This window comes from Acinetobacter sp. OYA S30 (genome assembly GCF_033599315.1).
Classification (GTDB): domain Bacteria; phylum Pseudomonadota; class Gammaproteobacteria; order Pseudomonadales; family Moraxellaceae; genus Acinetobacter; species Acinetobacter baumannii.
Genome location: NZ_JAWVAV010000020.1, coordinates 1 through 15438, shown reverse-complemented (window position 1 = coordinate 15438; position 15438 = coordinate 1). Strand labels below are relative to the sequence as shown.

Here is a 15438-nt window from a genome sequence, read left to right as displayed (position 1 = left end):
TTTTTTATCTTGAAAGCTAAAGAAATTTAGATTGATAAAAAACAATGTTATTAAGTAATTTAGAAAGTGTTCCAGGCCACCAAATTTTAAAGCAGCTTGATGTCGTTTACGGGAGTACCGTCCGTAGTAAGCATGTGGGTCGCGACTTGATGGCAAGTTTAAAGAATATTGTAGGTGGTGAACTTACGGGTTATACCGAATTATTAGAAGAATCTCGACAAGAGGCTATGCAACGTATGATTGCAAAAGCCCAGCAACTTGGTGCCAATGCAATTGTCGGTATTCGTTTTTCTACCTCAAATATTGCCCAAGGTGCTTCTGAATTATTTGTATATGGCACAGCAGTAGTTGTGCAGCCTCAAGCACCTCATCTACCCGATCCATTTAGTGCATAGGTAGAAAATGGACAATCTTATTTTTCAGCTTGTTATTTTTCTCATTCTTTTCAGTATTGGTTGGGCTTTTGGCCGCCATATTGAACGAAAACATTTAAATGAACTTCTAGAAAAAGAGCAACAATTTGCCCATATCAGAATTGATACCAATCGTTTTGCCACAAGTGATCAGTTAGGCCATTTTATTAGCAGTAATGTGGTTATTTCGCATGACTACTTTAAATATGTACTAGCCTCTATAAAAAATATTTTAGGTGGTCGGCTGACCAGTTATGAAAGTATTGTTGAACGTGCTCGCCGCGAGGCGATTGTACGACTAAAACAACAAGCTCAAAGTGTCGGGGCCAATCACATTATGGGAGTTCGGCTGAGTACAACCGAACTGGGTATGCAAGGTGGAATGGTGGAGGTATTTGCCTACGGAACAGCAGTCAAAGATTAACACTGCCCCATAGCAGAAAAATGTATACGCGGATTGCCAATATTTTTAGTTAAGTGTTGGCAAATTCCGGTAATTTTCCATATACCCTGTTGTTTTGCCAAAGTAAAATAATAGCGACCAAAAGAATGAAAATAATCATTTTCCGAAAAACGATAAATTTGATAATTACATTCTAACCATGCTTGCTCTTGTTCAATCCGAATAAGAGGATTGCTTAAATTGTGTTGTAGCCGCAAATGTGACAAAGCTTGTTGCCGTGAACCTTTATATTCATGACAAGACACCACGCATAAAGGCTCCCCTCTAAACTGCAAATAATCTACCTCAAGTTGATCGGCCAACAACTCATCAAACGCATCCCAATTTTTCTGGTCAAAAACCAATTGAAAACGCGTAATGACCTCTAAAATACGATGGTAGTCTTGATCCATGGTGAACCTTCTATGCGGGTTTTTCCATCAATTTAGCACGGCGAAATCTTTTTTTTATTTCACTTTTGTTTTCCGGATCATTTTATAGAGTAGTTTCGGTGACATACGGGAAACCATCACGCCTAATTTTTCTTTAGTACCGCCCACTACAATATATTCCTGTCCTTGCATTAATGCCTTAACTGACTGTTCTGCAAAAACATCGGCCTCTAGTCCATTTTCGATTGCTTCATCTTGGTGGCCTTGAGGTTGCCCTGCACCATTTAGTGCATTAAACGAAACATTAGTTTTTACAAAGCCCGGGAAAATAACCGAAACTTCAACACCCTGATCGGCAACTTCGGCACGTAAACTGTTGGCCCACATGTGAATAGCAGCTTTAGCAGCCGAATAACTCGCACGGTACTGCGTACCTAAAAGCCCTGCTACACTAGAGACAAATACGACTCGGCCAGACTTTTGTTTTAGCATGGTCGGTAATACGGTTTTAGTTAACGCGACTTGTGAGAAATAATCGACTTCCATAATGGCCCGTTCTGTTGCCATTGTGGTGTCTTGAATAAGAGCACGTTGACTTAAACCCGCATTATTAATAAGCCAGTCAATTCGTCCTTTTGCTTTTAAAATCTGCTCATAAGCCTCTTGAACTTGCTCTTGATTGGTAATGTCTGCAACTACCGACAAGTGCTGATCCGGATGGAGTAAACCAACGCGAACTTCTTCTAACTCTTCAAAGCGACGCGAAGTTAAAATCACTTGAGCACCTTGCAAAGCAAACTCACCAGCTAAAGCTTTACCTAAACCGGAAGAGGCTCCCGTAATCCACACCACTTTATTTTGCAAAGTATCAAGTTTGGCCATTTTAACTTCCTATTATCTTTTTAAATTATGCTGCTTGATGCATGAAGGCCAAAAAGTGGTTGATATAGTGAGTTGCGGTCGTTTGATCAACCTGCGTCCCCAATTTTTCCAAACGTTTATAGCCCAAATGCGTTGTCATATTAATGACCCCATTTAGGGTTTTATCGACAACCAAATTAAATTTTAAACGTTTTTTAGGTTCACGTACTAGGCTTGTTACACCTAAATCCACAATTTGAATTAAGGTCTGAAAAGCTTTTTCTACGCTTTGCATATTGCCCTCACGTATTTGTTCCGTCAGTGTTTGGGCCTGTTGTACAAGTTGAGGTGTGATCGGGTATGTAATATAAACCTCTTGCTCACGTTCTTTCATGAGTGAGGTCATATAATCAACTAAAGGTAAAAGTCTTTCATTACCGAAAAAAGAGACTGACCAAGGCATATATTTTCGGAAAGTATCTAAAATTTGCTGAAGAACTTTCTCGGACTCATACCGCTGCTTTTCAGTCATAGTCGAGTTATCTTGCTCATCCTTTAACAATACAGAGAAAACTTGCTCAATAATTTCACACGACAAATCGGAAAGAACATCCCCCAATACTTTCGACTGGCTTTCTCTTACCCCAGCATGTAATTTCTCTCGAATTGAAGCAAATTGGGTATAGGTTGAATCGGAAATCTTTAAAAAAACTTTGTAGCTCATGTGTCGCATCCCTTTTCAATTCTTTTGTAATTTTTCTGCCGTGCCGCTACACGATTAAATTGTGATCCATGCTTCATAAATCTACCGTTTTTTGAAAAAAATACAAAACCGTTTATCTGTTTTCAGCACATTAATTTCGAGGCAATTTTTTGCTACAATAGATGCAATTTTTTATGCATATTCGATCTAAGCTACTATGACTGACGCTCAAACCGCTCAAAATATTGCCACCACCTACGATCCAACCGAGATCGAAAAGAAGTGGTACAAAACGTGGGAAGAACAAGGTTACTTCAAACCTTCTGGTCACGGTGAATCATTCTGTATCATGATTCCACCACCAAACGTCACTGGTAGTTTGCACATGGGCCATGGCTTTAACAATGCCATTATGGATGCCCTCACCCGTTATAACCGTATGATGGGTAAAAACACTTTGTGGCAACCGGGTACCGACCATGCTGGTATTGCAACTCAAATGGTTGTTGAGCGTCAACTTGGCTTACAAGGTATTACTCGTCACGACTTAGGCCGTGAAAAGTTCATCGAAAAAGTTTGGGAATGGAAAGAACAATCTGGCGGCACAATTACCAAACAAATTCGTCGCTTAGGTTCGTCTGTAGACTGGTCACGTGAACGCTTCACGATGGATGAAGGTTTATCAAACGCAGTGAAAGAAGTTTTCGTTCGTTTGCACGAAGACGGTTTAATTTACCGTGGTAAGCGTCTTGTAAACTGGGACCCTAAACTTCAAACTGCGCTTTCTGATCTTGAAGTAGAAAGCAAAGAAGAAAAAGGCTCACTTTGGCACTTTAAATATTTCTTTGAAGATAAATCAGTTAAAACTCAAGATGGCAAAGACTATCTCGTAGTTGCAACGACTCGTCCTGAAACTTTACTTGGTGATACTGCTGTTGCTGTTCACCCTGAAGATGAGCGTTATGCGCACCTTGTTGGTAAAAATATTGTATTGCCAATTACAGGTCGTTTAATTCCAATCGTTGCTGACGACTACGTTGAAAAAGACTTCGGTACTGGCTGTGTAAAAATCACCCCTGCTCACGACTTTAACGACTATGAGTTAGGTAAACGCAATAGCTTGCCAATCATTAATATCTTCAACAAAAACGCTGAAGTTTTAAGTGAGTTTGAATATATTGCAAAAGCTGGCGAACAAATTTCTAAAACAATTACTGCACCTGCAGATTATGCTGGTTTAGAGCGCTTCGAAGCACGTAAAAAACTAGTTGCTCAAGCGGAAGCTGAAGGCTGGTTAGACCAAATCCAACCGTATGACTTAAAAGCGCCACGCGGTGACCGTTCAGGCGTGATTATTGAGCCGTTACTGACTGACCAATGGTATGTAAAAATTGCGCCGCTTGCTGAGCCTGCAATTGAAGCGGTTCAAGATGGTCGTATTAAGTTTGTTCCAGAGCAGTACAGCAACATGTACATGGCATGGATGCGTGACATTCAAGACTGGTGTATTTCACGTCAGCTTTGGTGGGGTCACCGTATTCCAGCTTGGTACGATGCGGATGGCAACATCTATGTTGGCCGTAGCGAAGAAGAAGTTCGCGCGAAAAATAACATCGCGGCCGATGTTGAGCTTAAACAAGACGAAGACGTACTTGATACATGGTTCTCATCTGCACTTTGGACATTCTCAACCTTAGGTTGGCCAGAACAAACGCCTGAACTCAAAACTTTCCACCCGACTGATGTGTTGGTGACTGGTTTTGACATTATCTTCTTCTGGGTTGCCCGTATGATCATGATGACCATGCACTTCATGAAAAATGAAGATGGTTCATCTCAAATTCCATTTAAGACGGTTTACGTTCACGGCTTGGTACGTGATGGTGAAGGTCAGAAAATGTCGAAGTCTAAAGGTAACGTTCTTGACCCATTAGACTTGATTGACGGTATTGATTTAGAAAGCTTAGTCGCAAAACGTACGACTGGCCTCATGAACCCGAAAGATGCTGCGAAGATTGAAAAATCAACGCGTAAAGAGTTCCCAGAAGGCATTAATGCTTATGGTACTGACGCAGTTCGTTTCACGTTCTGTGCCCTTGCAAACACTGGTCGTGATATCAAGTTCGACTTAAAACGTGTTGAAGGCTACCGTAACTTCTGTAACAAAATCTGGAACGCAACTCGTTTCGTTTTGATGAATGTTGAAGGCCAAACTGTTGGTCAAGAAGCGCGTCCTGATCTATGGGAACTTCCAGAACAATGGATTATCAGCCGTTTGCAAAAAGCAGAAGCTGCTGTACATCAAGCGTTTGCAACGTATCGTTTAGACCTTGCTGCTCAAGCGATTTACGACTTTATCTGGAATGAATACTGTGACTGGTACGTTGAGTTAACTAAACCAGTTCTGAATGATGCAGAAGTGTCTGAAGAGCGTAAAGCTGAAGTACGCCGTGTATTGCTTGCAGTCATGGAAGCTTCTTTACGTTTGGCTCATCCGCTTATGCCGTATTTGACAGAAGAAATCTGGCAAACGCTTGCCCCAATGCTTGGTCAAGGCGGCCCAACCATTATGACTGCTCAATACCCTATTCCCGAGCAAGCAAAAATCAATGAACAAGCTGAAGCAGATATGCAATGGCTTCAAGGTTTGATTGGCGCAGTACGTAACATTCGCGGTGAAATGGGCTTAGGTAATGCGCGTTTATTGCCAGTATTACTTCAAAACATTTCTGATGCTGAACGTGAGCAAATTACACGTATTGAAGCATTGTTCAAAGCATTGGCTAAAGTCGAAAGTATTGAGTTCTTAGGTAAAGACCAAGAACCACCGCTTTCTTCTTCAAGTGTTGTAGGTCATGCATCGGTATTTGTACCAATGAAGGGCTTAATTGACCCTAAAGCTGAGCTTGCTCGTTTGCAAAAAGACTTGGATAAAATCCAAAAGCAACACGATCAAATTGCAAATAAACTTGCAAATGAAGGCTTTGTATCTAAAGCACCAGCAGCGGTTGTTGAAGGTGAAAAAGCGAAGCTTGCTGAATTTGCTGCGCAGTTAGATAAAGTTAAAGCGAATATGGAGCAAATTGCTGCGCTTTAATCTTTAAAGTTCACAATTTAATCTGTAATATAAAGGGCTGATTATTCAGCCTTTTATATTTAAAAAATGAAATACTTAATGAATATTCGTGGAGATATTCCACATGCAAAAATTGAAAATATTAATATTCCATTAAATCGAAGGAATTTAATTATTACTGGTAGGAATGGAAGTGGAAAAACCAGTTTTTTAACGACATTGGAAAGAAATATATTAAATAACCTTGAAAAAAAAGATCAGCAATTATTACAGTCTCAAAGAAATATTGAGAGTTGGATAAATTATCGTAATACTCTTGCGAAAACATCGGAGCAATATATTAGTATATCTAACCAGATAGAAAGGGAACAAGAAAAAATTCAATTATTAAATAATGGTTTTCAATTAGATTTTAATAGCTTTGATGAATTACAATCAAATTATGATAGTTTTAAAGCAATTTTTAGAAGTTTTCCTGCTATGCGTATTTCTTCGATAGATCATGCAACACAAACCACGTCCCTGATAGAAGAAAAAACTATTGCAAAGCAAAATTTCAAACATAACTTAGGATCAAAGCTTGAACAACATCTTATAAATGTAAAAACATCTGAAGCTTTTGCTAAAGGTATTGAAAAAGATGAAATTAAGGGTAAGAAATTTGAAGAATGGTTTAACCTATTTGATACATCTTTAAAAAAATTATTTGAAAATAATAATGCTAAATTAGTTTTTTCAAATGAAGAAAGAAAATTTCGAATAACTGATGGTAAACTTATCTCATCTTTTCAAGACTTATCATCTGGTTATAAAGCTATTTTTGATATTTATGCCGATTTATTATTAAGAACAGAGTTTTTTGACATTACACCATCTGAACTTCAAGGTATTGTTTTAATTGATGAAATAGATGCTCATTTACATATCTCACTTCAAAAACTAATATTACCTTTTTTCAGCGAATCTTTTCCAAATATTCAATTTATTGTAAGTACGCACTCTCCGTTTGTTATTACTTCAACAGATAATGATACTGTAGTTTATGACATTTCTAGCGGTGAATTTTTTGAGGATGACTTAAGCTATTATTCTCATGAATCAATAATAAAAGAGCTATTTCATGTAAAAGAAGAAAATGAAAATCTAAAAAAACTTTCAGGTCAACTTTTAGAATTTATTGAATTGAAAGATTCACCCAAAGACCTAAATACAATTCAAGACTTATTAAATGAAATTCATAAAAATTTTGAAAAATTATCAGTAGAACTACAACTCCAGTACATGGTTGCTAAAAATAAACTTGCTAAATTAAAACATGAGGGAAACTAATTCATGTTTTCAGTTACTCGACCTACTACTTTTCCTAAAAGTTTAACAAAATCTACTAAAGACTATCGCGCCGCAGATGTTGTTGAAGTACTTCAAGATATATTTTTTGCAAAATGTTATCTATGCGAGAGACAAGGATTTCCTGATGTAAATATCGAACACCGTGACCCTCATTTAGGTGATGATACAAAAAAATATGACTGGCATAACCTTTTTTATGCTTGTGTAAGATGTAACAGTATTAAAGGTGATACACATATAAATATTTTGGATTGTTGTCAATCTATTGATGTATCTCAAGCAATTGAATTACATTGCCCTCTTGTCAATAATGAAGCTCATAAAATAACTGTACAATTAGGAAATTTACCTAATAGTTTAGAGATTTCATCAACTATTGAACTTCTTAACAGATGCTTTAATGAAACAAATACTGCATTAAGAGGTATAAGTAGACATTCATTAATAAAAGAAATTCAAAAATATCAAATCCAATTGTCCATTTTGAAAAATAAACTACTTTATCCCGAATTACCTTTAACATCCAAAGCAAAAACTGAAATTCTCGAACAACTTAAAGCTATGTGTGACAAGGAATTTCCATTTTCTGCATTTTGGAAATGGGCTATTACTCGTGATGATGACTTATCTAAAATAGTAGGTAATGTATTTTAAATATTTTTATACCTCTCCTTAGAGAACATGAGCAGCACTGCCATGAAAGGAGAGGTACTTTTAGAAATCAAAGCACCCCATGCCCCAACAACATCTCTACCCCACTCACTTTTTTCATATGCTTTAAACGTTCCTTTTCCCATTTCACCTGCTGCTTTAACTCAGCACAGTCAGCATCTACAGCTTTATAAACATCACTAATTTGTACATGCTCTGCTTTTACATTCTTTGCTAACTGAAAAGAATCCAAAATCTCAGTAATTTGGCTTTCAAGCTGCTGACTTTGTGCATCCAAAGCAAGTTTATAAAATCGCAACTGTTCGGCAGATAATTCTTTAGCGCCTAGCCCTTTATTCTGTTCAAGCTGTAACTGGAGTTTGAGTAAATAAAACAAATCCTGCTTTTCGTAGGCCTGACTTGCTTGTTGGAACAACTCAGTTTTTTCTTCTTTTTTGGTTTCATCTTGCTCACGGTCTGGGTGAATCATCGCGGCAATTTTTAAATAAACTGTTTTGAGTGACTGGGCTGCCATTTGCTCGGCTTGTTCACGTTTCTGTTGTTGTCTTTGCTGTTTGGCTTGTTCTCGCGCTTGTTGTTGCTCGGCAGCGTACTTTTCAAAGTCTTCTTCTAACTCTAAAACTTGATCAACACTTTCTTCATATCCAAATTCTATTGGCTGAGCTTTTTTATTCTTTTTTGCCGATTCCGCTGCATGTTGCTGATAAAAAGTATCGATCTGCTTCACTAACTCCAACTGTTCAGCAGACAGCATTTTGGAGCGCTTCAACATTTGCGCAAGCTGGGCAATTTTTTCATCCAGTTGTTGTATGTCTGCTTTGGAAAACTCATGGCTATGTAATATATTCCAAAGTTGCTCTAACTGCTGAAATAGCACTGTATGTAAATCGTTATATACAGGCATCAGTTTTTGTCGTATGTATTGTTGAATCTCAGCTTGTGCATTTTGCCATGTGCTCAGACTAACTTTTTGCTGTTCTATTTTATCAATCAGGCGATTCAGTTTTTTCTGCTGTGCAGATGGTTCAGACCTTTGCTGCAAGCTCACTTTGAGATCAAAGGACATACTCATCCACCCGAAAAAGAAAAAAGTGTAGCAATAATTATATGAGGAAGGTAGCAAAGCCTTCTTTAAATACGAGTCAGACTAAAGATTTATATCTCAAGAAATCCACCAAATCACTAGTGGCAAAGTCACGGCGGCGCATAACGTTTGAAAGCTAATTACAGCTGCCATGAGCTGACTATCGCCACCCAAAACTTTGGTTAAAATGTATGAAGCAGAAGCAGTCGGTAGCGCAAAGAAAATAACTAAAATTTGAGTTTGCAAGCTTGGTAAATCAAACCACATGCAGACCATATAAGCCAAAGCAGGTACTGCTAAAAGTCGAGCAAACGTATCTGCCGCCAATACCACAATGTCTTTTTTAATTTGCATAAACTGTAAAGCTGCGCCAACACATAACAAACCTAGTGGCAAACTCGACACTGAAAAAAGCTTAATAAACTGAGTAAAGCCTTCCCAAATCGGGAGGTGAAGTGCATTGACTGCTGCCCCGACTACACACGATGCAATTAATGGATTTTTAAGAAGAGCAATCAAAACAGGTTTAATTGCCATGTGTTCTTTAGACGTTAAAGCGAGCACCGAAATAACATTCACAAGCGGAATGCAAAGCGCTAATAAAATTGCCAGAATTGCCATTCCTTCACTTTTAAAAAGCGAAGTGACTAGAGCCAAACCAATATAGGTATTAAAGCGAACCATACTTTGTACATGCACACCAAAACGTGCGGGTGGTATGTGCCAAAACATTCGAAGTATGTATAAGAAAGCGGTCACTGCTAAAACCACAATCAACATCACAATAATGGCTGCACTCAAGCTTTGTAAGTCAATTTTTGCGGTCGAGAGCGTACTAAAAAGCAAAGCTGGAAATAAAATATAGTAATTTAGCTTCTCTGCCCCAGCCCAAAACTCATCGCTAAAAAAACGATGTTTTTTAAATAAGTATCCCGATGCAATTAATGCAACTAAAGGAAAAAGAGATAAAACAATGCTATTCATTTCTTTACTCGAGTTTTGTTAGGGCTTGCCAGTTTGGGAACTACCTTGGCTTACTCATATATTAAAGATAATGAAAACTCATGATAAAATGAGTTTTTACTCATAATAAGTACAACATGACATTTACCCAGCTTGAAATTTTTGCACTCATTGCTGAACTAAAAAGCTTTACTGCTACAGCAGAAAAGCTGGGAATTTCACAGTCGGCAGTTTCCCATGCGCTTAAATCATTAGAACAACAATGGGGCATTAACCTGATTTCAAGAACTCAAAGCGATATTGAGCTGACGACGACAGGTCAGCAGTTATTAACCCATGTAAAAGAGCTGTTGAGTATTTCCGATACCTTAGAAAAAGAAGTGGCTGCCATCCATGGTTTAAACGAAGGCACATTACGTATTGGTTCTTTTGGAGCTTCATCCTCTATTTATCTATTGCCTGAAATTTTAGAAACCTTTCGGCAACGCTACCCTAAAATCGAAATTTATATCGATGAAGGTGAAGATAAAGAAGTTGCTCAGTGGTTATTAGAGCGACGCATCGAAGTTGGTTTTTTGATTATGCCAGATGAGCGTTTTGATACATTTCCCTTAATTGAAGATCGTTTTGTTGCCTTAATTCCGAGTGGTTACCCGCTCGCCCAACAACTCTATATTGATCCAGCACAGCTAGAAAATTGTCCTTTCATTATGACAATGGCGGGTAGTCGACATCAGGTCGAATTAATTTTAAAAAATTTTAATGTCAAACCAGATATCAAATTTTATGTTTCACAAATTCTAAGCATTGTGAGTATGGTCCATAACCAGTTAGGGATTTCGATTGTCTCTGATATGGTGATTACCAAAGAATTACTGTCACTCTATCCAAATGTAGTTAAACGCCCATTTAAACCAAACCTTAAACGTTCTATTGGTCTTGCAGTAAAAAATAAGAAACACATCAGTCCAGCCGTAAAAGCATTTATTGAAGTTGCTCAAGAGGTTTGGTCCGATCATTAATTGAATATAGATAATTTTTGAAAATTTAATAATGATCTCTTTCAGATCAACTTATCAACATATTAGATGACTTGTAACGTAAAAAGCGCCCTTATTGCCCTATCTTGAATAAATCAACGCACCATTTATCGCCAAAATCCCCTATTTCAATCCAAATTGGTGCGCTTATTGCATATTCACTTTTATGCAATTGAGTTTGTTTCGACAAACTTAGGTTTTTAGATTCCTTAAATCTATTTTGGTGCAATTTACAGACCCAGATTTGTTCCAAAATGGAATTTAGCACTTTTTTCGAGCATGCTATGCAAAATGTAGATCTATTTTTCTTATTACTTGGTGCAGTTTTGGTTCTTGCCATGCACGCAGGTTTTGCATTCTTGGAACTTGGTACAGTTCGCCACAAAAATCAGGTGAACGCGCTTAGTAAAATTCTGACTGACTTTGCCCTCTCCGCAATCGCATATTTCTTTGTTGGCTACTATATCTCTTATGGTCAGCACTTCTTTCATGATGGTACGGTTTTATCCAATGATCATGGCTATAACCTTATGCGTTGCTTTTTCTTACTCACTTTTGCTGCGGCCATTCCTGCCATCATTTCTGGTGGTATTGCAGAACGCGCAAAAATGCGTTCACAAGCGATTGCCACACTCGCATTGGTTGCGCTGGTTTATCCGTTCTTCGAAGGAATGGTCTGGAATGGCAACTACGGTCTGCAAAAGTGGTTAGAAACAACTTTTGGCGCAGCTTTTCATGATTTTGCCGGTTCAGTCGTAGTACATGCTATGGGCGGTTGGATTGCACTTGCTGCCGTCATTTTGTTGGGCGCACGTTCTGGCCGTTATAAGAAAGATGGTCGTGTAAGTGCTAACCCACCTTCTTCTATTCCATTTTTGGCACTTGGCTCATGGATTTTGATTGTAGGCTGGTTTGGCTTTAACGTGATGAGTGCTCAGCGTGTTGATGCAATCTCCGGTCTCGTTGCGATTAATTCACTTATGGCAATGGTCGGCGGAACAATTACAGCAAATGCGATTGGGAAAAATGACCCAGGTTTCTTACACAACGGTCCACTTGCGGGTTTAGTCGCTATTTGCGCAGGTTCTGACATTGTTCATCCAGTCAGTGCACTTGTGATTGGTGGTGCAGCGGGTGCTATGTTCGTGTATCTATTCACCTATACTCAAAACAAACTCAAAGTTGATGACGTTCTTGGTGTCTGGCCGCTACATGGTGTATGCGGTGCATTTGGTGGTATTGCCGTAGGTATTTTTGGTCAAAAATGGCTAGGTGGTTTAGGCGGCGTATCATTCCTCTCTCAGCTCATCGGTACAGCACTCGCGATTGCCATTGCACTGGCTGGCGGTTTCATTGTTTATGGCATTCTTAAAGCGACCATTGGCATTCGCCTATCTCAAGAAGATGAGTTCCGTGGTGCAGACTTATCTATTCATAAGATCTCAGCAAACTCTGAAGAAGGTATGTTTTAATACTTTCTAAAGTGCTTAAGGCGACGATACTATTCGTCGCTTTTTTATTTTTTAAGGAAAATTGAACTTCTTTCACCAGTATAGTTTAAGAGCAATTTAAGATTAATTTTATGTAATTAGTCGCACCTATTGTCGATTGATATTGCATCAGAATGACTAATCAAAAATTTTTTTTCCAAATTAATATTCTCTTTCTTTTTTTCAGTTTTTTTATTCTTCTATTTGTATTTCCAGTCGGTGGGAAAATTGATATGTACCTCATCCAACCTTGGATTGATTCAACAGGTCATTTTTTCAATCGGGACAATTGGTATCTTGAAAGGCTTAATCATGAAATTGTAAAACAAATCATCACCGCCGTTTATGTTATCTTTTTTGGTTTATGGCTTGCGTCATTTAAATTAAAAAAATTAAAACCTTATCGCTGGCAATATGGCTATATGTTTTTTGTCAGTATGCTCGGTAGCAGTATAGTTGGCCTAATAAAGTCGCAAACTGCTCACGCCTGCCCTTGGAATATGGTTCACCCTAATACTTTAGGAAGCTATATTTGGGATTTCAGTGCTAAACATGGCCATTGTTTTCCAGGTGGTCATGCAAGTGCAGGTTTTATTTTAATGACAGGTTATTTTGTTTATCGTCTTGAACAACCTAAACGTGCTTACTTTTATTTATTCTCCGGTATTTTATTAGGTTTCATGATGGGTTGGGCGCAAATGATGCGAGGAGCACATTTCCTAAGCCATAACTTATGGACAGGCTGGGTCGTTTGGGCAATAAATATTTTATTTTATGCGATTTGTATTCATCGTTTTGAGTTCGAAAAACAAGTGAAACAAGAGCTTATGTAATCACGCTCTTGTTTCATGTAAATGTAAGACTTTAGGTAATTTCACTAATACAGAAAGACCGCCATGTTCTAAGCTCTTATCGAGAGTTAAAGTCCCACCAAGCCTTTGAGTTGCACGATCTACAATAGATAAACCTAGGCCACTTCCCACCTCAAGATGGTGATGCACGCGATAAAAACGCTTAAGGACTTTATCGTAATTTTCAGGGTCTATTCCTGCACCGCTATCTTCAATTTGAATACATGCGTAGTGATCTGGATCGGTATAAACTGAAATATTAATAACACCCTGATGCGGGGTATACTTAATTGCATTATCAATTAAATTAAAAATAATCGAATGTACAGTAGGCTCGATACTATGCATTTCGATAGGTTCATTTCTAACAAAACCTAAATCGATTTCTTTTTGCATAGCCAAGTTGACCAACTGCTCCACACAATTTAATGCCACATCATTGAGTTGAAAATATCCAGTAGGCTCGACCATACTTAAAGTTACATCTTGCTTGGCCAATGCTAAAAGCTGAGTCACCAAATGCTGAATACGTGCCAAACCTTTGCTTAAGTTTTGCAATGATTCATGCTCAGGGAACTGGCTTAGCAAAATCTTGGTTTGTAAATTCAATGCAGTCACAGGTGTTCGTAATTCATGAGCAGCATCGGCAATAAATTGCTTCTGTTCATTTTGCGCTTTAGAAATGCGCTCAAAAAGACGGTTCATTTCGTCAATAGTAGGTAAAAGCTCTTGAGGATAATCATGTACTTCAATTGGGGTGAGTTCTTCGGAATCGCGTTCTTTTAACTCATTTTTAAAATCATCTATTGGTTTTAAACCACGACGAATAATGGCTGCTAAAGCAAATATTGCAAAAGGTAAAATAATTAAATACGGAATAAACATACTGCCCGCAAGCTCCCAAGCGAAAGCTTCACGCACCCTCTCTTGCTGGCTGACCTGAATCTGGTAATCCTTCAAAGGTAAAACATAAGTTCTGACTATACCTTGAGCGGTTTTATGAGAATAAAATCCCGCTTGCTCAACAGGTGGAACCAGCAAATGTAAATGATGAGACAAATGGGCCTGATCCTTATAAGCCCAAATATCGATAAACAGATCTTCTTCGTGGTAAGTTTTATGAAAATCGAACTTACTGCTTACAGTTTTTAAAGGGTGCTCAGCTGTCCTTTCCGCTAAATACTTCATTTGAGTATCTAGAATTTCATCGACTTCTTGAAGTGCAACCTTATAAGCACTAAAAATTAAAATACAACCTAAGATGACACTGAAAATTGAGGTGCCCCAAATCAGCCGTTTTTTTAATGAATAATGCACTTTTATGAAGTCCCGAAATTTTAAATTATGATTGCCCCAAACGGTAGCCCAGTCCTCGGATGGTTCGAATAAAATCTTTACCCAGCTTCGCTCTTAAATGGTGAACATATACTTCAATAGTGTTACTGGTCACATCACTATCAAAATCATATAACTTATCTTCTAAGTTGGCTTTAGAAAAGATTTTATTTGGGTGAGTCATAAGTGGAATTAAGATTGCCCATTCACGATTTGATAGATCAATGCGTTGACCTTTAAACGTCGCAATATGCTGTTCAACATTTAAAACCAGATCACCACTTTCTAATAGTTGATCTTGACTCGCAAGTTGAGCTTCTACTCCACTACGGCGTAGTAAGGCATGAATACGGGCAAGCAACTCATCAAACTCATAAGGTTTAATTAAATAATCATCTGCACCCAAATTTAAACCATCGACACGGTTTTGTAATTGATCTCGAGCAGAAATAATTAATACTGGTGTTGCTGCTCTTTGACGGATCTGCTTCAAAACTTGCATACCATCCATCATAGGCAATCCTAAATCCAAAAGAATAAGATCAAATTTAGTCTTCGCCAATTGAGCCAAACCATCTAAACCGTTATTGACCCATTCCACCTCAAATTGATGATATTGCAGCAACGTGATCGTTGATTCTGCAATCATAAAATCATCTTCAATCATCAAGATTTTTGTCATGTTCTAGGCTCGCTTTAGTTTACATGGGCACAAGAGTGCAACATGTCCAGTTGAGGGTTGATGACCTGAGTTTTTACATCCAGC

At 38.1% G+C, this 15438-nt stretch carries 15 protein-coding genes and 1 pseudogene; 8 read left to right on the top strand and 8 right to left on the bottom strand.

Going from position 1 to position 15438, the window contains the following annotated elements; all coding sequences use genetic code 11:
- Nucleotides 1-44: 44 nt before the first annotated feature.
- Both R5R67_RS11335 and R5R67_RS11330 read left to right on the top strand, forming a co-directional pair.
- On the top strand, nucleotides 45-395 hold the full coding sequence (locus R5R67_RS11335) for a YbjQ family protein (protein ID WP_000927242.1): 351 nt from the start codon (nucleotides 45-47) through the stop codon (nucleotides 393-395).
- A 7-nt stretch (nucleotides 396-402) separates the two neighbouring features.
- On the top strand, nucleotides 403-837 hold the full coding sequence (locus R5R67_RS11330) for a YbjQ family protein (protein WP_000369287.1): 435 nt from the start codon (nucleotides 403-405) through the stop codon (nucleotides 835-837).
- On the opposite strand, the gene R5R67_RS11325 is transcribed toward R5R67_RS11330, so the two are convergent.
- The 3 genes from R5R67_RS11325 to R5R67_RS11315 are packed head-to-tail and all read right to left on the bottom strand — an operon-like array spanning nucleotide 834 to nucleotide 2832.
- Complete coding sequence (locus tag R5R67_RS11325) at nucleotides 834-1268, bottom strand: nuclear transport factor 2 family protein (RefSeq protein ID WP_000371761.1); 435 nt, start codon at nucleotides 1266-1268, stop codon at nucleotides 834-836. The genes R5R67_RS11330 and R5R67_RS11325 overlap by 4 nt on opposite strands.
- A gap of 54 nt (nucleotides 1269-1322) precedes the next feature.
- Entirely contained in the window at nucleotides 1323-2129 is an 807-nt protein-coding gene (locus R5R67_RS11320) for an SDR family NAD(P)-dependent oxidoreductase (RefSeq protein WP_001086059.1), read from the bottom strand.
- Between the two features lie 25 nt (nucleotides 2130-2154).
- A complete protein-coding gene (locus R5R67_RS11315) occupies nucleotides 2155-2832 on the bottom strand; it encodes a hypothetical protein (protein ID WP_000120756.1) in 678 nt (225 codons plus the stop codon).
- Between the two features lie 196 nt (nucleotides 2833-3028).
- Between R5R67_RS11315 and R5R67_RS11310 the strand changes: the two genes are divergently transcribed.
- From R5R67_RS11310 to R5R67_RS11300, 3 genes are all read left to right on the top strand, one after another.
- Nucleotides 3029-5908, top strand: a complete 2880-nt coding sequence (locus R5R67_RS11310) for a valine--tRNA ligase (protein WP_000128730.1) — start codon at nucleotides 3029-3031, stop codon at nucleotides 5906-5908.
- Nucleotides 5909-5986: 78 nt separating this feature from the next.
- Nucleotides 5987-7216 carry an AAA family ATPase gene (locus R5R67_RS11305; RefSeq protein WP_001026101.1) on the top strand — a complete coding sequence of 410 codons (1230 nt, stop codon included), beginning with the start codon at nucleotides 5987-5989 and terminating at the stop codon, nucleotides 7214-7216.
- A 3-nt stretch (nucleotides 7217-7219) separates the two neighbouring features.
- On the top strand, nucleotides 7220-7891 hold the full coding sequence (locus tag R5R67_RS11300; protein ID WP_000493280.1) for an HNH endonuclease signature motif containing protein: 672 nt from the start codon (nucleotides 7220-7222) through the stop codon (nucleotides 7889-7891).
- A gap of 67 nt (nucleotides 7892-7958) precedes the next feature.
- On the opposite strand, the gene R5R67_RS11295 is transcribed toward R5R67_RS11300, so the two are convergent.
- Both R5R67_RS11295 and R5R67_RS11290 read right to left on the bottom strand, forming a co-directional pair.
- Nucleotides 7959-8975 (bottom strand): hypothetical protein, encoded by a 1017-nt coding sequence (locus R5R67_RS11295; RefSeq protein ID WP_000006931.1) that lies wholly within the window; start codon nucleotides 8973-8975, stop codon nucleotides 7959-7961.
- 96 nt (nucleotides 8976-9071) lie between these two features.
- Entirely contained in the window at nucleotides 9072-9977 is a 906-nt protein-coding gene (locus R5R67_RS11290; protein ID WP_001084904.1) for an AEC family transporter, read from the bottom strand.
- Between the two features lie 116 nt (nucleotides 9978-10093).
- On the opposite strand from R5R67_RS11290, the gene R5R67_RS11285 reads away from it, so the two are divergent.
- From R5R67_RS11285 to R5R67_RS11275, 3 genes are all read left to right on the top strand, one after another.
- Nucleotides 10094-10978 carry a LysR family transcriptional regulator gene (locus R5R67_RS11285; RefSeq protein ID WP_000144737.1) on the top strand — a complete coding sequence of 295 codons (885 nt, stop codon included), beginning with the start codon at nucleotides 10094-10096 and terminating at the stop codon, nucleotides 10976-10978.
- Nucleotides 10979-11280: 302 nt separating this feature from the next.
- Nucleotides 11281-12468 carry an ammonium transporter gene (locus tag R5R67_RS11280; RefSeq protein WP_002062100.1) on the top strand — a complete coding sequence of 396 codons (1188 nt, stop codon included), beginning with the start codon at nucleotides 11281-11283 and terminating at the stop codon, nucleotides 12466-12468.
- A 152-nt stretch (nucleotides 12469-12620) separates the two neighbouring features.
- Complete coding sequence (locus tag R5R67_RS11275; protein WP_000184456.1) at nucleotides 12621-13319, top strand: phosphatase PAP2 family protein; 699 nt, start codon at nucleotides 12621-12623, stop codon at nucleotides 13317-13319.
- On the opposite strand, the gene R5R67_RS11270 is transcribed toward R5R67_RS11275, so the two are convergent.
- From R5R67_RS11270 to R5R67_RS19730, 3 genes and pseudogenes are all read right to left on the bottom strand, one after another.
- The gene (locus R5R67_RS11270; RefSeq protein ID WP_318754846.1) at nucleotides 13320-14654 is read right to left on the bottom strand and encodes an ATP-binding protein; all 1335 of its coding nucleotides are present in this window, start codon (nucleotides 14652-14654) and stop codon (nucleotides 13320-13322) included.
- A 25-nt stretch (nucleotides 14655-14679) separates the two neighbouring features.
- A complete protein-coding gene (locus R5R67_RS11265; RefSeq protein ID WP_000161505.1) occupies nucleotides 14680-15354 on the bottom strand; it encodes a response regulator transcription factor in 675 nt (224 codons plus the stop codon).
- Between the two features lie 14 nt (nucleotides 15355-15368).
- Nucleotides 15369-15438, bottom strand: a pseudogene (locus R5R67_RS19730) (hypothetical protein); the annotation flags it as partial.